Raw genomic sequence first — 23459 nt, 5'->3', positions numbered from 1 at the left:
GACCGGGCTGCCAACAGCCCCGGACATATCGGGACGTACGCAGCGGCCGCTCGGCCTCCGGCCAAACACGTCCGCTCAACGCCGGCTCAACGCCAACTCAACGCCAACTCAACGCCAACTCGACGCCCGCTCAGCGGCCGCGCAGCGCCTTGCGCTTGTACCAGGCCACCGCCAGCGCGCCGAGACCGCTGACCGCGATGAACCCCAGGGCCAGGAGGAACACCGGAGAGGTGGGCGCCGAGGCCCGCGCGCCCGCGATGACGTACGCCGCGGTGTTCGGGACGCTGCCGAGCGCGGTCGCGAGGAGATACGGGGACCAGCCCATACGGGACACCGCGGCGCAGTAGTTCATGGCGCAGAACGGGAGCCCGGGGAAGAGCCGGATCGCCAGCATCGAACGGAACCCGTGCTCGCTCAACTGCCGGTCGGCGGCGGTCAGCCAGCGGGCGCGCAGCAACGGGCGCAGCGCGTCCTGACCGAGCATCCGGCCGAGCCCGAAGGCCAGCCCCGCACCCAGCACCGTACCGGCGAGCGCGGAGAAGAGACCGGCCTGACTGCCGAAGACGGCGCCCGCGGCGACGTTGAGAAGCGGGCGCGGGACGAACGCGGTCGTGCACACGCCGTACGCCAGGGCAAAGGCCGCCACGGCCGACGGGCCGGACAACTGCCCCGGCCAGCCGTCCGCCAGGAGATGCTGCGGCCGCCACACCAGCATCGCGGCCGCGGCGCACGCCAGCAGGACGAGCAGCAGACTCAACCGGGCCCAAGGCGAGAACAGCACGCGCGTACAGCGCGCGGCGAGACCGTCGGGCGTCGCGGCGGATTCAAGCATTCCGGGAGCGTAACCGACCACGGAGCCGCGGCCTGTGACCCGGCCCGCAGCCCGGCCCGTGCCCCGGCCCGCATGGACGTGAACCAGGCTTCCGGTCCGTCGGTGCGCCCCGGCGGACACCACCCTGTCCCGGCTGATCAACGCCTCTCCGCAGGCCGGGAATCCCGTACGGGTCGAGCGCACAGCCGCACACCTCAAGGCAACCGCACACCTCGAGAGCACCGCACACCTCAAGACGGCCGCGTACGCCACCAGCCCCCGCCGTAAATCGTTCGACGCCGCGGCCGGCGCCCGGCAGCATATGACGCATGTTCCGGCACGCCTTCCTCTTCCTGCCGTCCGCAGTCGCGGACGCGCCGAAGGCTGCCGTCGACGTTCTCCAGGCCGCGGCCGCCGCAGTCACCGGCGGCGCACGAAGCTGACCCTCTCCGGATCGTCCGGCGGACCCCACAGGGGGAGGGTCGGAGTGGCTCAGGGGTCCCCACGGCGCCAAGTCGCCGTTCTCACCGCATCGTTGCGAGGAAGAACACCATGCCCAAGACGGCATACGTGCGCACCAAGCCGCACCTGAACATCGGCACCATGGGCCACGTCGACCACGGCAAGACCACCCTGACCGCGGCCATCACCAAAGTCCTCAGCGACCGCGGCAGTGGCACCTTCGTCCCGTTCGACCGGATCGACCGGGCCCCGGAGGAGGCCGCCCGCGGCATCACCATCAACATCTCGCACGTCGAGTACGAGACCGACACCCGGCACTACGCCCATGTGGACATGCCCGGCCACGCCGACTTCATCAAGAACATGGTCACCGGCGCGGCGCAGCTGGACGGCGCGATCCTCGTCGTCTCCGCGCTCGACGGGATCATGCCGCAGACCGCCGAACACGTACTGCTCGCCAAGCAAGTCGGCGTACGGCACATCGTCGTCGCCCTCAACAAGGCCGACGCCGGTGACCCCGAGCTGACCGACCTGGTGGAGCTGGAGGCACGCGAACTGCTCGGCGCGCACGGCTACGACGGGGACCACGTACCCGTCGTACGGGTCTCGGGACTGCGCGCCCTGGAGGGCGACCCACGCTGGACGGAGGCGATCGGCGCCCTGCTGGACGCCGTGGACACCTATGTCCCGATGCCCGAGCGGTATGTCGACGCGCCGTTCCTGTTGCCGGTGGAGAACGTGCTGACCATCACGGGACGCGGCACGGTCGTCACCGGAGCCGTCGAGCGCGGCACCGTAAAGGTCGGCGACCGGGTGGCGGTGCTCGGCGCGGAGGCCGAGACGGTCGTCACCGGGCTGGAGACCTTCGGCAAGCCCATGGACTCGGCCGAGGCCGGGGACAACGTCGCGCTGCTGCTCCGCGGCCTGCACCGCGACCAGGTACGCCGCGGACATGTCGTCGCCGCACCGGGCAGCGTCACTCCGCGACGCCACTTCACCGCCGAGGTCTACGTGCTGTCGACGGAGGAAGGCGGCCGCCGTACGCCGCTGTCCACGGGCTACCGGCCGCAGTTCTACATCCGTACGGCGGACGTGGTCGGCGACCTCGACCTCGGAGAGCGCGGTATCGCCCGCCCCGGGGAGACGGTGACGGTATCGGTCGAACTGGGCCGTGCGGTGCCACTGGAGCGAGGCCTCGGCTTCGCCATCCGCGAGGGCGGCCGGACCGTCGGAGCGGGCACGGTGCGCTCCGTGACGGAATGAGGCACCACCGGACGTGACACCGCGCCCCGCACCTCTTCCGGTGCGGGGCGCAGTGGCCCGCTGTCCCGATACACGGGCGGAGTGCGAGACTGCTCGCCCGGACGAACCGGAGAGCGAGACCGCTCGCCCGCCGGATGAACGGTGCACCGGTGACGGAACCGTGCACGGGCGAACGGGACAGGGAGGGACGTCTCATGGCGGGAACGGCACTGGTCCTGGGCGGCGGCGGGCTCACCGGCATCGGCTGGGAGATCGGCATGCTGGCCGGTCTCGCGGAAGCGGGCATCGACCTCGTCGGCGCCGAGGTCGTCATCGGGACCTCCGCCGGATCGATCGTCGGCGCCCACATCACCTCGGAGCGGCTCACTCTGGAAGAGATGTACGAGCGCCAACTGGGCGCCCCCGAAGGCCGGTCGGGCGCACGGATGGGCCCGGCGGCGATGGCACGCTTCGCGGCCATCGCGCTGCGCTCGCGGGACGCGGCGTCCTTCGGCGCGCGGATGGGGCGGCTCGCGGTGGCCGCCCGTACCGTCCCGGAGGCGGAACAGCGCGCGGTGATCGCCCGGACCCTGGGCTGCGACGACTGGCCCGCGCGGCGGTTGGTGATCACGGCGGTGGACTCGGCGACGGGGGAGCGGACCGCTTTCGACGACACCAGCGGCGTGTCACTGGTCGACGCGGTCACCGCCAGCTGCGCCGTACCCGGTGTGTTCCCGCCGGTCACCATCGACGGTAAGCGGTGGATCGACGGCGGAGTGCACTCCAGCGCCAACGCCGATCTGGCCGCCGGATACAGCCGCGTCGTGGTCATCGCGCCGATGGCCGTCAGCGGCGGGCCGATCGCCGCCCCGCGCACCCAGGGCGAGACGCTGACCCGCCAGGGGGCCCGGGTCCGCGTCATCACACCCGACCGCGCGGCCAGGTCGGCGTTCGGGCGCAACGTCCTGGACCCCGCCAAGCGCGCGGACGCAGCCCGCGAGGGCCGCCGCCAGTCGGCCGCCCACGCCGAGGACCTCCGCCAGATCTGGCCAAACTAACCACAACCCACCCCAAACCGGTCTCCCACCCTTACGTGGCCGCCGACCCGATCCGGCCGCCGACCCGACCCGATCCGACCGCCGACCCGACCCGATCCGATCCGGCCGCCGACCCGACCCGACCCGACCCGGCCTCCGCCCTGGCCCCCGCTCCCACCCGGCTCCCATCTCTCCCGGCGCTGACCGTGGCCTGCCCCCCCATCCCATCCGGGTCCCGTCCCGCCCAGCACAAAGAGGCGGTGGACCCCGGCACAATGGGACGGTGGATGAACCGCCTGAGCCGAGCCCCGCGCCTGACCCGATACCCGCGCCTGAGCCCATACCCGTCACCCAGACCGTGGACTACGGCACCGCCAAGCTGATGCCGGACGTCGACCGCCCCCGCGCCTGGTTGCTGACGGTGGACGGTGCGCCGCAGTCGTACGTCGACCTGGACGCGCCCACGCACCTGGAATTCGAGTACGTCCGCAGACTGGCCCACGTCCTGGACGAAACCGCGCCCCCGGGGCAGCCGCTCGACGCGCTCCACCTGGGCGGCGGCGCGCTGACCCTGCCCCGCTACCTGGCCGCCACCCGCCCGCGCTCCCGGCAGAACGTGATCGACGCCGACCGCGGCCTGCTCTCCATGGTGGCCGAACACCTTCCGCTGGCCGCCGGCTCCGGCATCGAGGTGCGCGCCCAGGATGCTCGTACGGCGCTGGAGGAGGCGCCGGAACGCAGCGCCGACGTCATCGTGGCGGACGTCTTCGGCGGCTCGCGGGTGCCGGCCCACCTCACGTCGGTCGAGTACGCGCGGGCCGCCGCCCGGGTACTGCGACCGCACGGCTGCTACGCCGCCAACCTCGCCGACAGCGCGCCCTTCGGCTTCCTGCGCGGTCAACTCGCCAATTTCGCCACGGTCTTCGAGCACCTGGCGCTGATCGCCGAGCCGTCGGTGCTGCGCGGCCGCCGCTTCGGCAACGCGATACTGCTCGCCTCGCGGGCGGAACTGCCGCTCGCCGCGCTGGCCCGGCGGGCGGCCGGCGACGCGTTCCCGGCGCGGGTCGAGCACGGCGCTGCGCTACGACGGCTGATCGCGGGCGCCGCCCCCGTTGCGGACACGGAAGCGGTGGCGTCCCCGGTGCCGCCGGAAGGGGCCTTCAGCATCAGCTGACGTGAGCCACGGAAGGTGTGCCCTGTGCGGCTCCGCCGACGGGCGACGGTGAGCCCTGCGAGCGACGGTGAGCCCTGCGAGCCTTGTGCGCCTCCTTCCCTATCCCGGCAACGACTACAGAGAGTGGCGAGTTCCCCTCATTGTATTACGTTGAGTGATTGGTGGGAGGGGTGGAGGAGGCGGAATCGGTGAGCGGGGCGGAAGCGGTGGTGGAGGCGGTGAGCGGGGCGGGCGTGGCGAGGGGGGAAGGGGTGGCGGGCGTGGTGGTGGATGGGGTGGTGGTCGGTGGGCTGCTGGTCGTCGTGTCGCGTCGCACGAGTTCCCGTACGTTGCGTACGCACAGCACCGCCGCCGTCAGCAGGGCGATCAGTGCGGAGCAGCTCCACAGTGCGGCCGTCCGGCCGATGAGGTCCTGTACGGGGCCGGCCAGTGCGGTGGCCACGGGGACGCCGGCCAGGGAGCCGAACCAGTCGTAGGAGGAGACCCGGGAAAATTTCTCCTCGGGAATCTCCTGGTGGAGCGCCATCATCCACGTCACCGAAAAGACCTCGACCGCGATACCGGTGCCGAACATGATCACGGTCAGTCCGGCGGCCGGCAGTGGCACGGCGAGCGCGGCGGAGGGCAGTGCGAGCGGGAAGATGCAGAGCGTGCCGGTCAGCAGGATGCGGCGGGGTTTGATGCGGGTCATCAGCAGCGCGCCGCCCACCGTGCCTGCACCGAACGCCGCCAGCGCCAGCCCCCACGGTCCGGCGCCGCCCAGATGCTCCTCGGCTACCAGCGGTCCGTAGACGGCCTCGGCCGCCATGATCACTGCGTTGACGATCGAGAACTGCAGCACCACGGACCACAGCCAGGGCCGGGAGGCGACCTCGCGCCAGCCGTCCCGCAGGTCGTGCAGCATCCCGCCGCCGGGGGCGCGCTCGGCGACCCCCTTGACGTTCAGGAACGCGCGGAGCGCGCCGGCCAGGGCGAAGGAGGCGGAGTCGATCGCCAGCACCCAGCCGGGGCCGACCGCGGCGACCAGCGCTCCGCCGAGCGCCGCACCGCCGATGTTCGCGCCGTTCATGCCCATCCGGAACACGGCGAAGGCGCGTCCGGCATGCTCGCCGGAGACGCTGGCGAGCACCATGCCCTCGGAGGCCGGGGCGAAGAACGCCAGCCCGGTGCCGCCGAGCGCGGCCAGCAGCGCCATCTGCCACAACTGCGGTTCCCCGGCCAGTACGAGCAGCGCGAACAGGCCCTGGGAGACGCAGTTGAGGGCGTTGGCGGCGACCATGACGCGATGGCGGGGGAGTCGGTCGGCGAGCGCGCCGCCGATCAGCAGGAACAGGACGAGCGGGATCGTACGGGCGGCCGCGACCAGGCCGACGTCGGTGGCCGAGCCGCCCGCTGCGAGCACCGCGAAGGCGGACGCGATCAGGGCGCCCGAGCTGCCGAGGTTGGCTATCACGGTGGCGCCGGTGAGCAGCAGGAAGTTGCGCCCCGCCCATGCGGGGCGGGCTGTCACCAAGACCGCACCGGCCGGCGTCGTACCGGAATCGGCTCATGCGTGCTGCGTCGATGTCGATGTCGATGTCGTCCTGGCCACATGGGCGTCAACGATATGCGGGGCCGGATGGCGGGGGCACGCCGGTTTCGGGCCTGCGGGGGAGTGCGGGGCGCTGAGGGGGAGCGCAGGGGGTGTGGGGGGTGTGGGGGGTGTGGGGGAGATACGGGGGAGGGGGAGGGCTGTGAGGGGGGCTGTGGTCCGGGGGCGGGCGCGTGCTCTTCCCAAGCCAAGCTACCGACAGGTAACATGCCGCCATGTCCTCCGAGACCCTGCCGTCGATCGGCGAAATGATGGCGGCATCCGTGCCGATGGTCCGCACCCTGAACCTCGAGTTCACCGAGACCACCGCCGAGCGCGCCGTGGTCCGTATGCCGGACCAGTCCGACTTCCACAACCACGTCGGCGGACCGCACGCCGGAGCGATGTTCACGCTCGCCGAGTCCGCGAGCGGCGCGATCGTGATGACGGCCTTCGGCGACCAGCTCGGCCGCGCGGTGCCGCTGGCCGTACGCGCCGAGATCGGCTACAAGAAGCTCGCCATGGGACCGGTCACCGCGACCGCCGAGCTCGGCCGTTCGGTGGCCGAGGTGGTCGCCGACCTGGATGCCGGTGAGCGTCCGGAGTTCCCGGTGAAGGTCACGATCACCCGCGAGGACGGCGCGGTCACCGGCGAGATGACCATTGTGTGGACGCTGCGTCCCAACAAGTGAGCCACTAGGCAAAGACCGTTGCCCGGCCCGTCGTGCACTGCACGGCGGGCCGTCGTCGATCCGCGTCCGGGCCGGGCGATCGAGTACGCTTCCCGGGCGCGCTGTTACGGCGCGCCCGGGTATCGACCGGTCCGGTGGCACAGGCGGCCGGGCAGCGGCCCACGGGGGCCCTACATCAAGTGGAGGAAGTGGCTTTGCACATCCAGGAGTGGCTCGAGACCGTACCGGCCGTGAGCGTCTACCTCCTGGTGGGGGTGGTCATCGGAGTGGAGAGCCTGGGCATTCCGCTGCCCGGTGAGATCGTCCTCGTCAGTGCGGCGATCCTCGCCGCGACCCAGGACCACATCAACCCGTTCGTGCTGGGCGCCTGCGCGTCCGGCGGCGCGATCATCGGTGACTCCATCGGGTACATGATCGGACGCAAGGGGGGCCAGCCGCTGCTGAACTGGGCCGGCCGGAAATTCCCCAAGCACTTCGGGCCCGACCATGTCGCGATGGCCGAGGAGAAGTTCGAGAAGTGGGGCATGTGGGCCGTCTTCATCGGCCGTTTCATCGCCCTGCTGCGGATCTTTGCGGGCCCGCTCGCCGGCGTGCTGAAGATGCCGTACTGGAAGTTCCTGATCGCCAACGTCCTGGGCGGCATCGTCTGGGCCGGCGGTACCACGGCGCTCATCTACAGCCTCGGAATCGTCGCCGAGTCCTGGCTGCGGCGTTTCCAGTGGCTCGGCCTGGTCGCCGCCCTGTGCTTCGGCGTCGGCTCCTTCCTGGTCATGAAGAACCGCGCGAAGAAGGCGGCGGCGGAGCGGGAAGCCAAGGCTCAGGCGCAGGTTCCGGCGGCGGTCGACTGACGGGCCCTCAGGCATTGATGGTCACCGGCCCGGCAGCGAACACGCGCTGCCGGGCCGGTGCCGTGCGGCCTCCCGCCTACGCGACATCCGCGTACCTCGTGCCGACCTTCAGCCCGTCGATCCAGTTGATGACCCGCTTGTTTGTCACCTCGGTGCCGTATGTGCCCCACCGGGTGTCATTGCCCAGGTCGTCCCAGGTCCGCCCGGAGAACGACGCCACCTCGGCGCCGTTGTAGTACGCCTGAACCCAGCCGGTGGCCGCGTCGTCGGAGGCATGGATCCCGAGCACGATGCGCTTGTACGTGCCGGTCGCCACCGGAGTGCTCCACTTCAGGGTCCACTTCTCCCCGGCCTCGACATGGAACAGCTTCAGGACGCCACCCTCGACCTTCATCAGGACCGGGTAGTTCTGGTGCTGCTGATCGGCGGTGCCGTACGACTTCCACTGGAAGACGGTCGCCGCGTCGGGGGTGTTGGTGGAGGTGTCCCAGCCCAGGTAATAGGTGTGGTCGTTACGGAAGGTGTAGCGCGAGCCGCCCACCGTGAGGCCGTGCGCCTCGCAGCGTTTGAGCCCCAGCGGCTTGTTGAACTTGAAGACCTTGCCCCGGCCGTCGTGGTTGTCCTGGGCCGTGACGCTGCCGGGCGCGTCACACAGGATCGAGGAGAACACCGCCGTCCCGTCGGCGGCGTCACCGTTCCAGATGACCGAGGCGCCGGCGGGGGAGGCCAGGACGAGAGTCAGCGCCGAGCCGATGACGGGAAGGGCGCCCAGGACACCCGTGCGCTTGCGCATTGCCGTTCCCTTCGGTTGGAAGCGAAGGTGTTGAACGGTTTGTACACACGGGCCGTCAAACGCTCAAGAGGTCAACTCGATTGATTGTTTTGAGCGTTTGAGGGGTGGGGGTGGTGTGCGCGGTGCGTGTGATCTCTCAGGGTGTTGACCAGACCTCGGGGCCACCGTCGCGCCATTCGATGAGGCCGGTGTCGTCCCAGGCGAACTCCGTCGTCGAAAAGCCGGCCCGGCGCAGATACGCGGCCACATCGCCGGGGCGCAGCGCGCGGCCCAGGTCCTGTCCGTAGAGCGTGACGCGGCGGCCGCCGGTGCAGGGCGGATGCACGATCACGGGGGCACGCTTCATGCCCTTCAGGATGGAGCCGACCCGGCGCTTTCGCATCCCGAACGCGTCCGATCGGTCACGCTGCGTGGTGAGCGGCCGGAGGTGAAGCCGCTCTCCGTACGGGAACCGGCCCGTTCAGGAGCCCGTACGCAGCCGGGAGAAGAACGGCACCGGCCGTACTCCGCCGCCGCGCTGCCACCACCGGGCACCCTCGCCCGCGTTCGGCGACGCCGGTGCCCCCTCGCGCACCTCGCGGCGCAGACCGGCCAGCATGGCGCGGGCTCCCGCGATGAACAGCGGATCCCCGACGAGCTTCTTTGCCGACAGCGCCCTGCGGCAGGCGCGCAGCGCCGCCTCCGGCCGTCCATGGGCCCGTTCGGTCAGGGCGCGGGCGTACAGGACGGTGGAGTACAGCCAGAAGTCGCCGTCGGAGTGCCGCGATTCCCAGGCGCGGTGGGCGGCCGCCTCCGCCCCCTCCGCGTCCGGCGCCGACAGCGCGATGGCGAGCAGCGCCCAGCTGTGGGCGGGGCCGGGGCCGAACCACGGGTCCTTGGACCGGTGCCGGGCCGCCTCCTCCAGGCACGCCACCGCCGTCCCGGTGTCCTCCCGGTACAGCGCCAGTACGCCGTGTGCATGCGCGATACGGGCCAGCCCGTCGGAGTCCGCGTGCATCACCGCCGACGTCCACGCCTGGTCCAGCAGCGCCTCCGCGGCGGTGAGCGCGTGCTCCTGCGCCGCGAGCCAGCCGGCCAGCCACAGCGCCCGCGCGCGCAGCGGGGTGTCGTCCCGGGAGAGCAGCAGCAGCCGGTCCAGGTGGGCCCGCCCTTCGCGGCGGAAGCCGCAGGCCGCCCACTGGAACCACAGCGAGACCGCGATCTCCAGGGCGCTGAGCGCGTCGTCCGCGTCCTGCGGCGGGCGGGTGAGCGCCGCGTCGAGATGGTGCTGTTCGTCCTCGACCAGCCGGACGGCGATCTGCTGGTCGGGTCCCTGCCAGGCGATCTGCGCCTCGGCCGCGAGCGCCGCGCAGGCCTGCCGGAACCGGCGCAGCGCCGCTGATTCCTCGCCCGCCTCGCGCAGCTGGGTCCGCCCGAAGTCCCGTGCGCCGCGCGGGAGTCGGTAACGCGGCGGCAGCGCGGCCCCGGTGTCCGGCGGGGCGCCGCCCCCCTCTCGTACGCGCTCCAGTACGGACGCCAGCCGCAGCCGTTCCAGCGCCGCGTCGATCTCCGGAGCAGGAACGTCACTGCTGGCACAGACACACCCCGCGAGCCAGGGATCGAAGTCCCCGGGAAGCACCGAGAGCCGCGCCCACACCCGCCGGTCGGTGGGCGAGCAGAGCGCGTAGCCGGCGGCGTGTGCCGCGTAGAGCGAGGTGTGGCGCGCGGTCGGCGCCGGGCCCGAGTAGAAGAGCGGGCCGTCCGCATCCACCTGCGCCGCGAGCTGCGGCAGCGTCAGCCGGTCCAGCTGCCGGGCGGCCAGCTCGATCGCCAGCGGTGAGCCCTCCAGCGCCTCGCAGACGGCCACGAGCAGCTCCGGCACGGCCGCCTCGGCCCGCGCGGTCAGCAATGCGACGGCCGGTCCCGCGATCCCCTCGCCCAACGTCACCGGGAGCGGCCCGACCTCGACGACCCGCTCTCCGGGCAGCCCCAGCACGCGGCGGGACGTCGTCATGATCCGCAGCTCCGGCTCGGTCCGCAGCAGCCGCCGCACCAGCTGCGCGCATTCCTCCAGCACCGGGTCGCAGTCGTCCAGCAGCAGCGTTGCCCGGTGGTCGACACAGTGCTCCGCGAGCTCCGCGAGCTCCGCGAGGCACGAGCGGCCGGTCAGCTCGGCCGGCTCGGCCGCGTCGCGCACCGCGTCGTGCGGGAGGGGTGGCGCGCTGCCGCGGACGACGGCCTGTGCGGCGCGGTGGCGTGCGCTGCCGGTCAGGCCCGCGGCCCGGAACAGAGCGTCCGTCAGACCGCCCTCGGCCAGACCGTCCCAGCAGCCGACCCGGATGACCGTGCCGCCGTGCCGTGCGAGGTGCTCGTCCAGCACGGAGCGGGCCAGGACGCTCTTGCCCACCCCCGCGGCCCCGGTGAGCGTCACCAGTGGCGAGCCGTCCAGCAGCCCGGACACCCGCTCGTGCTCAACGGCCCGTCCCACCACCTCGGGCAGTGGCCGGTGATCGGCCCACGCGCTCATCCGTCATCCCCGTCCACGGCACAGCCCCGCGCCGTCCTATGGACGACCAACGATGCCAGAACCGACCGCCCGGTAAACAGGCAAGTACCCTTATCTATCGGGGGAAACGCGACGGGGGTATTTGACGTGACGGGCGCGCCCCGGTGCGCTCAGCCCTCGGCGTCCGCGACGGATTCCCGGTGCCGGGCGGCCAGTTCCAGGTACATCGCGGCGTTCAGCTTTATCGTCTCGCGCTCCTCGTCGGTCAGCTCCCGCTTGACCTTGGCCGGGACGCCGGCGACCAGCGAACCGGGCGGCACCCGCATGCCCTGCGGGACCAGCGCCTGCGCGGCGACGAGTGAGCCGGCGCCGATGTGCGCGCCGTTGAGGACCGTGGCGCCCATGCCGACCAGGACGTCGTCCTCGACGGTGCAGCCGTGCAGGACGGCGTTGTGGCCTACGGAGACCCGCTCGCCGATCGTCACCGGGAAGCCGGGGTCCACGTGCACCGTGCAGTTGTCCTGGATGTTGCTGTCGGTGCCGAGCACGATCGGGCCGCAGTCGGCGCGCAGCACCGCGTGGTACCAGACGCTCGCGCCCGACGCCATCGTGACATCGCCGAGCACGACGGACGTGGGAGCGGTGAACGCCGCCGGATCGATCGTCGGCTCCTCGCCGGCCACCCCTGAAATCACTGCCCGTCCTGCCATCTGCGTCTCTCCTCGCCAGTGCTGTGCCGCGCCAACAGCACCGTAGACGACGGGCGCACCGGCGGGCGGGGGCGAGGGCCGGTGGGGCGAAGATCACAGCGCGGTGCGCGGTCGGCGGCCCGGCGGGCTGAGTACGGTGTGCGGGTGCCGACAAACCAGAACGTGTTCTCATCCCTCGCGGCCTGGCGGCGCCGGGCCGTATCGCGCGCCGTCCACCGGGGCGTGCGCTGGGTGAGGCGGGCCGCGGCCGTCACGGCCGAGCGCCCCGGCCCATACCGCTTCCGCCGTATCGGCGCCGGCGCCCGGCTCGCCTTCCCACAGGGCACGGTCTTCGGCGACCCGTGGATCGAGATCGGCGACTACTGCATCATCGCCCAGGACGTGACCTTGACGGCGGGCATGATGCCGGACCTCGATCTCGGCCCGGAACCCATCCTCACCCTGGGCAACGGCGTCGTACTGGGCCGCGGCAGCCACGTGATCGCGGATGTCCGGCTGACGATCGGCGATGACTGCTTCTTCGGTCCCGGGGTCTACGTCACCACCACCAATCACAGCTACGACGACCCCGAGGTGCCGGTCGGGAAGCAGTGGCCGCGCACCGACCCGGTCAGCATCGGCTCCGGCAGCTGGATCGGCACCGGGGCGGTCATCCTGCCCGGCGCGCGGCTGGGCAGGAACGTAGTGGTGGCGGCCGGTGCGGTGGTCCGCGGCGAGGTGCCCGACCATGCGGTGGTGGCGGGGGCGCCCGCCAAGGTCGTCCGCAGCTGGGACCCCGAGGCGGGCTGGCAGCCGCCGCTGCGTACGCCCGCGCCGGTGCCGATTCCCGAGGGCGTCACCCCGGAGCAGCTGCTCGCGCTGAAGGGGTGGGAGAGCGCGGCGGCGGAGGCGGCCGACGAGGCGTACGAGCCTTCCTGAGGCCGACGAGGCGTACGAGCCTTCCTGAGGCCGACGAGGCGTACGAGCCTTCCTGAGGCCGCGTCACCCACCGCCGTCACCCACCGCCGTCGGCCCACCGCCGTCAGCCGCCCGAGGCGAGCAGGACGGTGCCGACCAGGGCGAGCGAGGCGCCCGCCGTCTGCATCGCGCGCATCCGCTCCTTGAGGAGGCCGAGCGCGGCGAGCGCGGTGACGACGGGGTAGAGCGAGGCGAGTACGGCCGCGACGGTGACCGGGCCGCTCTGGGCGGCCAGCGCGTAGGTGCCGTTGCCGGCGACATCGGCGATGCCTATGAAGGCGAGCGCGGGAAGCGAGCCGCGCAGCGCCGTGAACCCGCCCTCGGGCAGCGCGGGGGTGCCGCGCCCGGCCGTGGCGTACAGCGCGGCGCCGCCCACCGCGACATTGCACACGCGCTGGACGAACAGGGCGAGGAACAGGCCGGTCACGGTCGTGGACGCCTGGGCGATCAGTGTCATCGACGCGCCGAAGCCGAACGCCGAGAGCAGGGTGAGCACAATGGTCTGGCGCGCCACCGATGTCCCGCTGAGCCGCGGTCCGCCGGCCAGCAGAACACCGATCACGGCCACGATCATGCCCGCGACCTGGATGAGCCCCGGCCGTTCGCCCGCGACGATGCCGACGCCCAGCGGGACCAGGACGGTGCCGAGGGAGCCGAGCGGGGAGACCACGCCCATCGGGCCGAGGGCCAGGGCGCGGTAGAAGCAGAGCATGGCGGCGGGTCCGATGAGGCCGGCCGCGACCGCGAACCACAGCTGCGGACCGGCCTCCCGCCAGCCGCCGGTGGCCAGCACGACGACGCCCAGTACGAGCGAGGCCAGGGTCTGGGAGACGACCACCACGGTCAGCGGGTGCAGACGTCGGGTGAGCAGTCCTCCGCCGAAGTCGGCGAGCCCGAAGAGCAGGCTGGTGGCCAGGGCGAAGACCGCTGTCATGGGAAAACCTCGCAGTACAGTGACGTGGACGCTGAAGTGCACTACAGAGTAGTTCATTAAACTGGACTGCGAAATTCAATATATTTGACCTCGATCGCCCTCGACTTGGACGGACCGTGACGGACCTCGACCAGCTCACGCAGTCGCTTGCCCGCAACCTCAAGCACTGGCGCACCGAACGCGGCTACACCCTCGACGCGTTGGCGGCGCGGGCCGGGGTCAGCCGCGGCATGATCATCCAGATCGAGCAGGCCCGTACGAACCCGAGCGTGGGCACCACCGTCAAGATCGCCGACGCGCTGGGCGTCAGCATCACCACGCTCCTGGATTACGAACAGGGCCCGCAGGTGCGGATCGTGGCGCCGGGCGAGGCCGTCCGGATGTGGTCCACCGACGCCGGCAGTCACACCACGCTCCTGGTGGGCACCGAGGCGCCCGGCCCCTTCGAGATGTGGGACTGGCGGCTGATGCCCGGCGACCGCAGCACCTCGGATCCGCATCCGCCCGGCACCGTCGAGCTGCTGCATGTCCGGGCCGGCACGCTGACGCTCGTCGTGGACGGCGAGGAGTACAAGGTGGCCGCGGGGTCCTCGGTGACCTTCGAGGCCAAGGTGGCGCACGACTACCGCAACGACGGGGCGGACCCGGTCGAGATGACCATGTCGGTGATCATCCCGCTCGGACGCTGACCCGTACCGGGGACGCCGACCCGTACCGGGGACGCCGACCCGTACCGGGGACGCCGGCCCGAACCAGGGGCGCCGGCCTGGTGAGACGGGCCGTCGCCGGGCGGTCCGTGCCTGTTAGCTTGGCGTTATGCCCGTGCCGATGGACACCGCGGTCGGCGACAGCGGGATGGAGTACGGCGGCATCACCCCGCTCGGCCTGCCCGCCGCCTGGCCGGTGCTGGTGGACGCCGCCGTCGCCGACATCCCCTACGCGCTGATCGGCAGCGGCAGCCGCCGCGGCAAGCTCATCGTGCCGGGCAAGGCCCTGGCCGAACTTCCCGGCGCCACCGTCCTGGACGGGCTGGGCGTCGGGTAACGCGTCGGCCGACTCCGCCGCCGGCGGCCGCTATTCGACCCGCTCGGGCTGCTCGGCCGGCCCGATTCTCCCGGCCCGCTCTCGGGAGCGCAGATCCAGCGACAGCGGCGTGGAGTGCTCGGTGAAGCCCAGGCTCCGGTACAGCGGTTCGGTGTCGTCCGTGGCATGCAGATCGACCCGGGTGACGCCCCGCTCGGCGAAGTGGGCCAGCAGCGCCTCCGTCGTGGCGCGCGCATAGCCCCGGCCGCGGTAGCGGGGGTCCGTACAGACGCTGAAGACGAAGCCGAAGCGCCCCGACGGATGTCCGGGCGCGGGCAGCCGCTCCTCGACGCGCCCGACCGCACACGCCGCCAGATGCGGGGCACCTGACGCCTCGCCGTCCACCACGAAAGCGGCCAGCGGCGCATCAGGACCGGTCAGCTGCCGACGCGCCACCGCCTCCGCGTCCCGCTCCCAATTCCCCGGCTCATCACGCCCGTTCATGGCACGGAACATCAGACGACGCAGCCGGACGAGTTCGGCGGCATCCTCGGGGAGGGCGGCACGCAGCGCGATCATGTACGGACGCTAACGCACCCCGCGCTCAGCCCAAACGGGGTATCTCAATGGCCGGACAGCGGTCCATGACCATGTCGAGGCCGGCGGCGCGGGTGCGGTGATACGCGCCGTCGTCCCTCACACCGAGCTGGAACCATACGGCCTTGGCACCAATGGTGACGGCTTCGTCGGCGACGGCTCCGGCGAGGTCGCTGCGCACGAAGACGTCGACGACATCGACGGTGAAGGGGACGGCTTCGAGGGACGGATACCCCACTTCCCCGTGTACGGTCTCGGCCTTCGGGTGCACGGGGACGATCCGCTTGCCGAAACGCTGCAGTACCTCCGCGACGCCGTACGCGGCGCGCTGTCGGTTCGCGGACAACCCCACGACCGCCCAGGTGTCTCCGAGCTCGGCGAGGATCCTGCGGATGGCCGTCCGGTCGTCGTGCATGGGTGCCTCCTGTTAGTAGTCCACGGTCCCGCTACGGCACAACGGGTAGTCGGCCTCGCTGATTCCTGCTCAACCCTGTGGGGCGTGAGTGGGGGAGCCCTGACCTCGGTGGGGTGTGCTGCGGCTGCCATGGCCGGGGGGCTCCTCGAGGAGCGAACCGATCACCATTCTTGATCGTCTTCTCTCCCAGGGGTACCGACGGGAGGGACCATGGATCTGTTGGCGTTCTTCGGTATGCCGCTGATCAGCCTTTTGTTGTTCGCGATCGGGTCCTTCCCCTACGCGTTGTGGGTGACCAGGCGCGGTCCGTCCACGCAGGCCCGGTGGGCCGTCATCGGTGCCTATGTGGCGGCGGTGGGATATGCCGGAGCCGTCCTGTACGGGTTCGCCTTCACGCACTCGGTTGAGGTGTGCGGCAGAAGAACCCTCGACGACGACTTCCCGTTGACGCATGTGACCGTTGACGCGTTCCCGCCGGATGTCGCCTGCTACTGGACCGACTCGCGAACGTACGGACCGTCGCATCCCACCGGCCTGGGTACCTGGGTGATGTGGGCGGGTATCGCTGCCGTGGTGACGGCCGTCGCCGGCATGCTGGTCAACAGGGCGTCGCGGGCCTCCCGTTGGACGCGCGCCGGGGCGATCTGGGCACCGGTCGTGGCCGGGGTGATCTGGGCGGTCCGAATCAACCCCGTGATGACGCTGTCCCGCACCGATCTGCACAACACATGCCTCGCCTGGCAGGTGGACCACCTCTCCTCGGCGCCGGCCGGCGAGATTCTGGACGTCGGTCACAGCGTGTTTCCGCCGTCCGTCACCTGCACGTACACAGAAGGAAAAGTCGACCTCATCGAAGGTGAATCGGCTCTCGTGTATCTGTGCGCCATCATGTTCGCCGCGTGTGCCGGGGCGATCGCGTACCAGATCAGGCGGCGTGGGAAGGGCGGCGGCGCCGGGTGAGCGCCAGGATGGCCATGTCGTCCTCGTGCTTACCCTCGGTCCAGCGGCTGACGTCTTTGGTGAGGGCCTCCACCAGTGCGTCGGGGTCCGTGAACCGCCTGCGCAGGCGCCCTGAGTCGACCGGATCGTAGAACGTCCCCCGCTGGTCCCGCGCCTCGGTGACACCGTCGGTGACCAGCAGCAGCGAGGCCCCCGGGGGCAGCCGCACCACGTCGACAGGCGCGGAGCCGGCAGGAGTGAGATCGCCCAGCCCGACCCCGAGAGGCAGCTGTGGGGCGGTCGGGTCGAGCCGTATGAACTGTCCGTCGTGCAGCAGGTACGGGGGCGGGTGCCCGCGGTTCACCAGGCTCAGCACCTCGCCGTCGGCGGAGACCTCGGCCAGCACGGCGGTGGTGAAGCCTTCCGTGGAGATCACCGGGCCGCTCCGGGCCGCTGCCCTGGCCAGCGCCTCGTCCATCCGCCGAGCCAGCGTGACCAAGGTGGGGGCATACTCGGCCTCCTGACAGAACGCCCCGATCGCGACGGACACGACGGCGACCGCCGCAATACCCTTGCCCCGCACATCCCCGATGATCATCCGCACTCCGAACGGCGTCTCCTGCACCGCGAAGAGATCACCGCCGATCCGCGCCTCGGCCTGCGCCGCCGTATACCCGGCAGCCACGGTCAGCGGCCCGACCTCCCGCGGCGGGTCCGGGAGCACCGCCCGCTGGACGGCCTCCGCGACATCCCTGGCCAGCGCCAGATCGTGCCCTTGCCGCACGATGAGCCGGTTGACCCCGAGGGCCAGCACGCCGATCAAGCCGACCACGGCGAGATCGACCAACAAGGGCGTCACCGGACGTCCGCGTTCGATATCCACCGCCACCGAGACCAGGCACGTGACACACACGACGGCGAGCGCGGAGCGGAAGGAGAGCGTGGCGCCCGCGACGAGCGGCGCGGCGGCCAGCAGTGGGAGTCCCGTATACGGCTGGGGCGCGAAGAGGTCCAGCAGGATACCGGCCACGAGGGCCAGTGCCGCGAGCATCCACGGCACCTTCGCCAGCGTGGGTTGCAGGACTTTCACAGGGCATCTCCTGCTGCCGGGCCACGCTCGCGACCCGGAGGGAACGGAGCCACCGCACGGGTTGGCTCACCGCACCACGTGTGTACTTCCGATGGCTTCACATATACGCCTTGTGGGCCGGATGTGCTCGTTGCAGGCACCCTCCCACCCGTGACCAGGGGCGGTTCACCGGTGAATTCGATACCTCCTCGGAATCCCCGGCGACGGGACCGGTGGCCCGCCGGCGGATCCCCTGTCGGGCGAACAACGGGAGCCGCTACGGCAGTTGTCCCGCGTGCCCAGGGACCTGCCTCGTCGGCTTGGAAGGTGGTGCCGGATCCTGGGAAATCCGCTGGCATGGCCATGCAATCAGCGCGGGCTAAGGTGCTCCCGCAACTGTTCAGGCGTGCAGAGAAGGCGAAGGTCTCACAGTGTCCGATCTGGGGCGGCTCGTAGCCGACCGTTATCGGCTGGTGGAGCAGGTGGGTCGCGGCGGCATGGGCACCGTGTGGCGGGCCGAGGATGAGCTGCTCGGTCGGCACGTCGCCGTGAAGAAACTGCACGTGCCGCCGCATCTGCACGACGATGAGATCCAGACGCTCTACGAGCGCACCCGCCGCGAGGCCCGCAGCGCCGCCCGGATCACCCACCCCCACGTGATCGTGGTGCACGACGTCGTCGACCACGAGGGCCTGCCGTGCATCGTCATGGAGTACATACCGTCGTCCACCCTGAGCGACGTCCTGAAGCGGCAAGGCGCGCTGCCACCCGACGAAGCGGCCCGGATCGGCCGCGCCATGGCCGCCGCGCTGCGCGCCGCACATGACGCCGGAGTGCTGCACCGGGACGTCAAGCCCGCCAACGTTCTGCTCGGGAACGACGGGCGCATCGTCCTCACCGACTTCGGGATCGCCGTGGAGTCCGGAACACCGTCACTGACCAGGACCGGCGAGCTGGTCGGGTCGATCCAGTACCTCGCGCCGGAACGCCTCCGGAGCGGGATCGCCGAGCCCGGCCCCGCCTGCGACCTGTGGTCCCTCGGAGCGACGCTGTACCAGGCGGTCGAAGGGCGCCACCCGTTCCAACGGGACACCCTGATCGAGACGGCCTACGCCATCGCCGCCGACGCACACGAACCCCCGCGCAACGCCGGGGATTTGACCCCGGTGATCGAGGGCCTGCTGGTGAAGGAACCCGGCCGGCGCATGGACGCGCACGAGGCCGAAGCCCTCCTCCGCGATGCGGCCGGCACGCGGACCGCGCCCTTCGAGCCGTCCACGCGCCCGAGACGCCTGGAAGCTCCCGCGGCCCCGGTACGAGGAGGCAAGCGCAGTCGGCGTACCGCGCTGTGGTGCGTCGCAGTGATGGTGGTTGCCGCCACCGTGACGGGCGGCGTGCTGCTGTGGCCCCGGGACGGTGCCGCCGCGACGAGCGGCCAACCGTCCACGGCCGCCTCCCCCAGCAGCCCTTCCAGCCCCCGCCCTTCCCCGCCGCCACCGCTTCCCGCCGGATACCACCTCAAGAAGGCAGGCCAGGGCTTCTCCGTCCCCGTACGGGACGGCTGGAAGCGCAAGGATGTGGCCGGCGGTGAAGTCGCCTACGTGGATCCCTCCGGCCTGGTGGGCCTGAGGGTCGACGTCGTCGAGTTCGCGGGATCCGATCCTCTCCGGCACTGGCGTGAGACCGAAGAGGATCAGACGCGGCGCGACAACCCGGGCTATGAGCGGGTGAGGATGGGCCCCACGACATTCCGGGGACGGCCCGCGGGGTATTGGGAGTTCACCTTCCCGGGCCAGTTGCGGGAATTCCGGGCGGTGGAACTGGCTTTCTCCGGCACTGACGGCACTCAGTACGTGGTCTACCTCTCCGCACCGAACGCCCAATGGAACCAGTACCGGCCGGTCTTCGACACCGCCGTCAAGGGAATGCGTCTTCGCGAATAGCCTCCGGCACCCGCCCGAAGCGGGGCCTCGATGGCCTGAATCGCCTCACGCGGCGGTGGCCAGTCGCTCACGCCACCACTCCACCGTCGCCGTGACCTGCTCATCGACGGGGGTGGCCCGTACCGCGAATTCGGCTTCGTAAGCGCTCGAATCCGCTATGTACGGGCGGTCGAACTGTTGGCGGATCCCTTTCAGTTCGCGGATCAGCGGGGAGAAAACCGACACGACACCCAGCACGGCCGCCGCGCGACCGGCGCCCGGCTCCGGGACGAAGCCGGGAAAACCCGACCAGGAGATCCGTTCAGGAACCCGGGCCAGGAAGCCCGGACACGCAGACGCCCCGCCCGAAGGGGAAGAAGGGCGGGGCGAGTCCCTGCGCGGGGGGTCAGGTGGCGCCGCCGACCACCCCGGCTCCGACGACCGTGCCGTCGTTCGCGGTGCGGGCCGGCTTGCCGATCGCCGCGCCGCCGCTCACCGGCTCGATCCCGGCGGCGGCCGTACCCGGGCGCAGCGCACCCGAGGCGGCCGGCTCGCGTGCCTCGTCCGCCCGCCGCCCGGCCCCGGTACCGGCTGCCGCGATCGCCGCCCGCAGCGGCTCGGTCTCCACCAGCATGCTCACCGGCCCGGTCGGGTTCAGATACAGGGCATGCCCCGGCGGCAGCTGCTCGACGAGCTCGGCCACCGGCCGCCGGTCGTAGAGCAGCCGTCCCACCGATTCGAGGTAGCCGGGGGAGGTGTAGACGGGGATGACCGGGGTGCCCTCCGGAGAGGCCGCGGCCAGCGCTGTTCCGGTGGCGGTGACCAGCACCGACACCTCCGCACGGGCCAGCGCCGTATGGACATCCTGGGCCGGACCGTAACCGGTGGCGGCGAGCTGGACCGCCTTGTCGACGGCGTCGGCCGGATCCGCCCAGTCCAGCGCCTGCGGCGACGGCCGGTACTCGGGATTGTCCCGCCATTCCTCGATCTCGCCGGTCGGCCCCGACCGCCACTGCCCGATCAGCGCCCACAGCGGCGGCGCGCCCTCGCCCTGCCAGGTCAGGTCGACCATCGCCAGCCAGTGATCGGGTGCGGTGCGCGCCGCCTCGACGACCTCCGGCGGCGGCTCGGGCATCTCGTCGCCCGTCACGGGAACGCCCGCCGTCATCGCCGACTGTGTGCTCTTGTCCATGAAGCCCTCCGCCAACCCGCCGTTCCGTTCCTGAGTGCACGAGCGGACCCCGAAAACACAAGGCCTGTGCCCTGGGCTCACCCTGCCCACGGGGGGCTCGGACGTCGTCCCGACGCACCGTGCGGCGCCCCTGGGTACGCCGCCTGGCCGTGCGCCCTGCGCCCGTACGGCGGACACCGCAGCGCGCCGCGGCCCCCGGGACCGGCCGGTGTCCGCGGTTCACCGGGGCCGCATAGGGTGGTGCGATGCAGGAGCAGTACCGCACTCTCGCGCACGAGGGTGTCCATGAGATCGAGATCAACAAGTCCCGCTTCCTCTGTGCGCTCGCGCCCGTGGCGAGCGAAACCGAGGCCCAGGACTTCATCGCGCGCATCCGCAAGGAGCACCCCGGCGCCCGCCACCACTGCTTCGCGTACGTCCTCGGCGCCGACGGCGGCATCCAGAAGGCGAGCGACGACGGCGAGCCGGGCGGCACCGCCGGCGTGCCGATGCTGCAGATGCTGGTGCGGCGCGAGATGCGCTATGTGGTCGCCGTCGTCACGCGGTACTTCGGCGGCGTCAAGCTGGGGGCCGGCGGCCTGATCCGGGCCTACGGAGGCGTCGTCGGCGAGGCGCTGGACGCGCTGGGCACCGTCACCCGGCGGCGCTTCCGGCTGGTGACCATCAGCGTCGACCACCAGCGGGCCGGCCGGGTCGAGAACGACCTGCGCACGACGGGGCGCGCGGTGCGCGAGGTCACCTACGGTGCCGATGTCCGCATCGAGGTCGGGCTGCCGGAGGCCGACCTGGACGCCTTCCGTGCGTGGCTGGCCGACACGACGGCCGGTACGGCGGTGCTCGAGGTCGGCGGCGAGGCGTACGGGGAACTGTGAGGGGCGGGCCGCGCCGGTGACCCGAGGGCCGGGAATTCCTGTCCCAACCGGTGCGCAGGGCCGCCGGCCGTGTCAGCCTGTGGCGCGGTGAGCACAGCCGCGATCCGGTGGTGGAGCCGGCACGAGAAAGGGCAGCCCCATGCCTGAACTCCTCGACGAGCGCGCGGGATTCGCCCGTCGTATCGGACTGTTCCAGGCCACCGCCATCAACATGAGCCAGATGTGCGGCATCGGCCCCTTCGTGACCATCCCGTTGATGGTCGCGGCGTTCGGCGGGCCGCAGGCGGTCATCGGGTTCCTCGCGGGCGCGGTCCTGGCGCTCGCCGACGGGCTGATCTGGGCCGAACTGGGCGCCTCCCTGCCGGGCGCGGGCGGCAGTTATGTCTATCTGCGGCAGGCGTTCCAGTACCGCACCGGCAAGCTGATGCCGTTTCTGTTCGTCTGGACGGCCATGCTCTTCATCCCCCTGGGGATGTCGACGGGCGTGATCGGCTTTGTGCAGTACCTGGGCTATCTGTGGCCCGATATGACCCGGGGGCAGGGCGATGCCGTCGGTCTTGTCGTCACCGTGGGCATCGTCGTGGTGCTGTGGCGGCGGGTGGAGAGCATCGCCAGGCTCACCGTCGTGCTGTGGACGGTGATGATCGCTTCCGTGACCCTCGTCATCGTCGCCGCCTTCACCCACTTCAGCCCGGAGCGCGCCTTCACCTACCCCGCGCACGCCTTCGAGCTGACGTCGAGTCACTTCTGGATCGGCTTCGCGGCGGGCCTGACCATCGGCATCTACGACTACCTCGGCTACAACACCATCGCCTACATGGGCGCCGAGATCAGACAGCCCGGCCGCACCATCCCGCGCGCCGTCATCTGCTCGATCCTCGGCATCATGACGATCTACCTGCTGCTGCAGATCGGTACCCTCGGCGTCGTCAACTGGCAGGACATGCTCGACCCGGACAACCCGGCATCCTCCTCCGTCGCCTCCGCCGTCCTGGAGAAGGCCTGGGGCAAGGGGCCCGCCGCCGCCGTCACGGTGCTGATCCTGGTCACCGCCGTCGCTTCCGTCCTCGCCGGGCTGCTCGGCGGCTCCCGGGTTCCCTACGACGCCGCCCGCGACCGGGTCTTCTTCCGCCCGTACGGCACCCTCCACCCGCGCCACCGCTTCCCCGTACTGGGGCTGCTGACCATGGGCCTGATCATGGCCGCGGGCTTCCTCATCGGCCGGCACACCGACCTGGCCACCATCATCCAGCTGCTGACCACCGTCATGGTGATCGTCCAGGCACTGTCCCAGGTGGCCGCGGTCACCGTGCTGCGTCGCCGGCAGCCGGGGCTGCGCCGCCCCTACCGGATGTGGCTCTACCCGCTGCCGAGCATCGTGGCGTCGGCCGGCTGGCTGGTGATCTACGGCTACGCGGACCGCAACTCGCCCGGCCGGCACCCCATCGAATGGTCGCTGGCCTGGGTGGCGGCGGGCATCGTGGCCTTTGTGCTGTGGGCGCGCCATGAGAAGGAATGGCCGTTCGGGCCGAAGCGGATCAGCGAGGACTATCTGGAGCGGCAGGTGGCGGGACATCCGCAGGAGGGCGTTCCGGACGAGGGGGCCGTTCCGGCCGAGGGCGGCGTTCCGGACGCCGAGTCGGCGTAGCCGCCGAAGGAGCCCATTATGGGTGGTGACGGTCTGCTGCGGCGGACGAGCCCCCCAGCACGACCGG

23 protein-coding genes and 1 pseudogene are annotated in these 23459 nt (G+C 71.5%); 12 read left to right on the top strand and 12 right to left on the bottom strand.

Annotated features, from left to right (window positions below; translation table 11 throughout):
- Positions 1 to 130: 130 nt before the first annotated feature.
- A complete protein-coding gene (locus ACZ4S3_RS00620; RefSeq protein ID WP_467924093.1) occupies positions 131 to 832 on the bottom strand; it encodes a TVP38/TMEM64 family protein in 702 nt (233 codons plus the stop codon).
- A 531-nt stretch (positions 833 to 1363) separates the two neighbouring features.
- On the opposite strand from ACZ4S3_RS00620, the gene tuf reads away from it, so the two are divergent.
- From tuf to ACZ4S3_RS00605, 3 genes are all read left to right on the top strand, one after another.
- On the top strand, positions 1364 to 2536 hold the full coding sequence (gene tuf / locus ACZ4S3_RS00615; protein ID WP_467924091.1) for an elongation factor Tu: 1173 nt from the start codon (positions 1364 to 1366) through the stop codon (positions 2534 to 2536).
- Between the two features lie 194 nt (positions 2537 to 2730).
- A complete protein-coding gene (locus ACZ4S3_RS00610; RefSeq protein WP_467924089.1) occupies positions 2731 to 3573 on the top strand; it encodes a patatin-like phospholipase family protein in 843 nt (280 codons plus the stop codon).
- 361 nt (positions 3574 to 3934) lie between these two features.
- Positions 3935 to 4726: a spermidine synthase gene (locus ACZ4S3_RS00605; RefSeq protein WP_467925175.1), complete on the top strand. Its 792-nt coding sequence runs from the start codon at positions 3935 to 3937 to the stop codon at positions 4724 to 4726.
- Positions 4727 to 4871: 145 nt separating this feature from the next.
- On the opposite strand, the gene ACZ4S3_RS00600 is transcribed toward ACZ4S3_RS00605, so the two are convergent.
- Positions 4872 to 6236 (bottom strand): MFS transporter, encoded by a 1365-nt coding sequence (locus ACZ4S3_RS00600; protein WP_467924087.1) that lies wholly within the window; start codon positions 6234 to 6236, stop codon positions 4872 to 4874.
- A 296-nt stretch (positions 6237 to 6532) separates the two neighbouring features.
- Between ACZ4S3_RS00600 and ACZ4S3_RS00595 the strand changes: the two genes are divergently transcribed.
- Positions 6533 to 6988: a DUF4442 domain-containing protein gene (locus tag ACZ4S3_RS00595; protein WP_467924085.1), complete on the top strand. Its 456-nt coding sequence runs from the start codon at positions 6533 to 6535 to the stop codon at positions 6986 to 6988.
- 194 nt (positions 6989 to 7182) lie between these two features.
- Positions 7183 to 7836 (top strand): DedA family protein, encoded by a 654-nt coding sequence (locus ACZ4S3_RS00590; protein ID WP_467925173.1) that lies wholly within the window; start codon positions 7183 to 7185, stop codon positions 7834 to 7836.
- Between the two features lie 76 nt (positions 7837 to 7912).
- Here the strand turns inward: ACZ4S3_RS00590 and ACZ4S3_RS00585 are convergent, their stop codons facing one another.
- The 4 genes from ACZ4S3_RS00585 to ACZ4S3_RS00570 all read right to left on the bottom strand — a co-directional run bounded on the left by ACZ4S3_RS00585 (position 7913) and on the right by ACZ4S3_RS00570 (position 11824).
- Positions 7913 to 8629, bottom strand: a complete 717-nt coding sequence (locus tag ACZ4S3_RS00585; protein WP_467924083.1) for a heparin lyase I family protein — start codon at positions 8627 to 8629, stop codon at positions 7913 to 7915.
- Between the two features lie 136 nt (positions 8630 to 8765).
- On the bottom strand, positions 8766 to 8975 hold the full coding sequence (locus ACZ4S3_RS00580; RefSeq protein WP_467924081.1) for a hypothetical protein: 210 nt from the start codon (positions 8973 to 8975) through the stop codon (positions 8766 to 8768).
- Between the two features lie 114 nt (positions 8976 to 9089).
- Complete coding sequence (locus ACZ4S3_RS00575; RefSeq protein WP_467924079.1) at positions 9090 to 11135, bottom strand: ATP-binding protein; 2046 nt, start codon at positions 11133 to 11135, stop codon at positions 9090 to 9092.
- Positions 11136 to 11284: 149 nt separating this feature from the next.
- Entirely contained in the window at positions 11285 to 11824 is a 540-nt protein-coding gene (locus tag ACZ4S3_RS00570) for a gamma carbonic anhydrase family protein (protein ID WP_467924077.1), read from the bottom strand.
- A gap of 162 nt (positions 11825 to 11986) precedes the next feature.
- Between ACZ4S3_RS00570 and ACZ4S3_RS00565 the strand changes: the two genes are divergently transcribed.
- Complete coding sequence (locus ACZ4S3_RS00565; protein ID WP_467924075.1) at positions 11987 to 12742, top strand: acyltransferase; 756 nt, start codon at positions 11987 to 11989, stop codon at positions 12740 to 12742.
- 103 nt (positions 12743 to 12845) lie between these two features.
- On the opposite strand, the gene ACZ4S3_RS00560 is transcribed toward ACZ4S3_RS00565, so the two are convergent.
- On the bottom strand, positions 12846 to 13715 hold the full coding sequence (locus tag ACZ4S3_RS00560; RefSeq protein WP_467924073.1) for an EamA family transporter: 870 nt from the start codon (positions 13713 to 13715) through the stop codon (positions 12846 to 12848).
- A gap of 116 nt (positions 13716 to 13831) precedes the next feature.
- Between ACZ4S3_RS00560 and ACZ4S3_RS00555 the strand changes: the two genes are divergently transcribed.
- Positions 13832 to 14404 (top strand): helix-turn-helix domain-containing protein, encoded by a 573-nt coding sequence (locus ACZ4S3_RS00555; protein WP_467924071.1) that lies wholly within the window; start codon positions 13832 to 13834, stop codon positions 14402 to 14404.
- Positions 14405 to 14540: 136 nt separating this feature from the next.
- Positions 14541 to 14759: pseudogene (locus tag ACZ4S3_RS00550) on the top strand (YbaK/EbsC family protein); the annotation flags it as partial.
- 30 nt (positions 14760 to 14789) lie between these two features.
- On the opposite strand, the gene ACZ4S3_RS00545 reads toward ACZ4S3_RS00550, so the two are convergent.
- Positions 14790 to 15317, bottom strand: a complete 528-nt coding sequence (locus ACZ4S3_RS00545) for a GNAT family N-acetyltransferase (protein WP_467924069.1) — start codon at positions 15315 to 15317, stop codon at positions 14790 to 14792.
- Positions 15318 to 15342: 25 nt separating this feature from the next.
- On the bottom strand, positions 15343 to 15750 hold the full coding sequence (locus ACZ4S3_RS00540) for a CoA-binding protein (RefSeq protein WP_467924067.1): 408 nt from the start codon (positions 15748 to 15750) through the stop codon (positions 15343 to 15345).
- A gap of 210 nt (positions 15751 to 15960) precedes the next feature.
- Here ACZ4S3_RS00540 and ACZ4S3_RS00535 point away from each other — a divergent pair, with 210 nt between their 5' ends.
- Positions 15961 to 16710 (top strand): hypothetical protein, encoded by a 750-nt coding sequence (locus ACZ4S3_RS00535; protein ID WP_467924065.1) that lies wholly within the window; start codon positions 15961 to 15963, stop codon positions 16708 to 16710.
- Here ACZ4S3_RS00535 and ACZ4S3_RS00530 read toward each other — a convergent pair.
- Entirely contained in the window at positions 16676 to 17758 is a 1083-nt protein-coding gene (locus ACZ4S3_RS00530; RefSeq protein WP_467925171.1) for a PP2C family protein-serine/threonine phosphatase, read from the bottom strand. The two genes, ACZ4S3_RS00535 and ACZ4S3_RS00530, sit on opposite strands and share 35 nt — an antisense overlap.
- A gap of 431 nt (positions 17759 to 18189) precedes the next feature.
- On the opposite strand from ACZ4S3_RS00530, the gene ACZ4S3_RS00525 reads away from it, so the two are divergent.
- A complete protein-coding gene (locus tag ACZ4S3_RS00525; RefSeq protein ID WP_467924063.1) occupies positions 18190 to 19701 on the top strand; it encodes a serine/threonine-protein kinase in 1512 nt (503 codons plus the stop codon).
- 45 nt (positions 19702 to 19746) lie between these two features.
- On the opposite strand, the gene ACZ4S3_RS00520 is transcribed toward ACZ4S3_RS00525, so the two are convergent.
- Positions 19747 to 19926, bottom strand: coding sequence for a hypothetical protein (locus ACZ4S3_RS00520; protein WP_467924061.1), 180 nt, complete (start codon positions 19924 to 19926; stop codon positions 19747 to 19749).
- A 160-nt stretch (positions 19927 to 20086) separates the two neighbouring features.
- Positions 20087 to 20872: a type VII secretion system-associated protein gene (locus ACZ4S3_RS00515; protein ID WP_467924059.1), complete on the bottom strand. Its 786-nt coding sequence runs from the start codon at positions 20870 to 20872 to the stop codon at positions 20087 to 20089.
- Positions 20873 to 21117: 245 nt separating this feature from the next.
- Between ACZ4S3_RS00515 and ACZ4S3_RS00510 the strand changes: the two genes are divergently transcribed.
- Positions 21118 to 21744: a YigZ family protein gene (locus tag ACZ4S3_RS00510; RefSeq protein WP_467924057.1), complete on the top strand. Its 627-nt coding sequence runs from the start codon at positions 21118 to 21120 to the stop codon at positions 21742 to 21744.
- Between the two features lie 139 nt (positions 21745 to 21883).
- Positions 21884 to 23392: an APC family permease gene (locus tag ACZ4S3_RS00505; protein WP_467924055.1), complete on the top strand. Its 1509-nt coding sequence runs from the start codon at positions 21884 to 21886 to the stop codon at positions 23390 to 23392.
- The last annotated feature ends 67 nt before the right edge of the window (positions 23393 to 23459 follow it).

The sequence above is a fragment of the Streptomyces sp. NPDC028368 genome (assembly GCF_055565615.1).
This window is presented reverse-complemented; position numbering and strand designations above follow the sequence as displayed.

Coding starts and splice junctions, on each gene's coding strand:
- ACZ4S3_RS00570 (WP_467924077.1), bottom strand. CDS start 11,824: ATGGCAGGACGGGCAGTGATTTCAGGGGTGGCCGGCGAGGAGCCGACG.
- ACZ4S3_RS00540 (WP_467924067.1), bottom strand. CDS start 15,750: ATGCACGACGACCGGACGGCCATCCGCAGGATCCTCGCCGAGCTCGGA.
- ACZ4S3_RS00545 (WP_467924069.1), bottom strand. CDS start 15,317: ATGATCGCGCTGCGTGCCGCCCTCCCCGAGGATGCCGCCGAACTCGTC.
- ACZ4S3_RS00575 (WP_467924079.1), bottom strand. CDS start 11,135: ATGAGCGCGTGGGCCGATCACCGGCCACTGCCCGAGGTGGTGGGACGG.
- ACZ4S3_RS00510 (WP_467924057.1), top strand. CDS start 21,118: ATGCAGGAGCAGTACCGCACTCTCGCGCACGAGGGTGTCCATGAGATC.
- tuf (WP_467924091.1), top strand. CDS start 1,364: ATGCCCAAGACGGCATACGTGCGCACCAAGCCGCACCTGAACATCGGC.
- ACZ4S3_RS00595 (WP_467924085.1), top strand. CDS start 6,533: ATGTCCTCCGAGACCCTGCCGTCGATCGGCGAAATGATGGCGGCATCC.
- ACZ4S3_RS00535 (WP_467924065.1), top strand. CDS start 15,961: ATGGATCTGTTGGCGTTCTTCGGTATGCCGCTGATCAGCCTTTTGTTG.
- ACZ4S3_RS00605 (WP_467925175.1), top strand. CDS start 3,935: ATGCCGGACGTCGACCGCCCCCGCGCCTGGTTGCTGACGGTGGACGGT.
- ACZ4S3_RS00620 (WP_467924093.1), bottom strand. CDS start 832: ATGCTTGAATCCGCCGCGACGCCCGACGGTCTCGCCGCGCGCTGTACG.
- ACZ4S3_RS00505 (WP_467924055.1), top strand. CDS start 21,884: ATGCCTGAACTCCTCGACGAGCGCGCGGGATTCGCCCGTCGTATCGGA.
- ACZ4S3_RS00610 (WP_467924089.1), top strand. CDS start 2,731: ATGGCGGGAACGGCACTGGTCCTGGGCGGCGGCGGGCTCACCGGCATC.
- ACZ4S3_RS00585 (WP_467924083.1), bottom strand. CDS start 8,629: ATGCGCAAGCGCACGGGTGTCCTGGGCGCCCTTCCCGTCATCGGCTCG.
- ACZ4S3_RS00580 (WP_467924081.1), bottom strand. CDS start 8,975: ATGAAGCGTGCCCCCGTGATCGTGCATCCGCCCTGCACCGGCGGCCGC.
- ACZ4S3_RS00560 (WP_467924073.1), bottom strand. CDS start 13,715: ATGACAGCGGTCTTCGCCCTGGCCACCAGCCTGCTCTTCGGGCTCGCC.
- ACZ4S3_RS00515 (WP_467924059.1), bottom strand. CDS start 20,872: ATGGACAAGAGCACACAGTCGGCGATGACGGCGGGCGTTCCCGTGACG.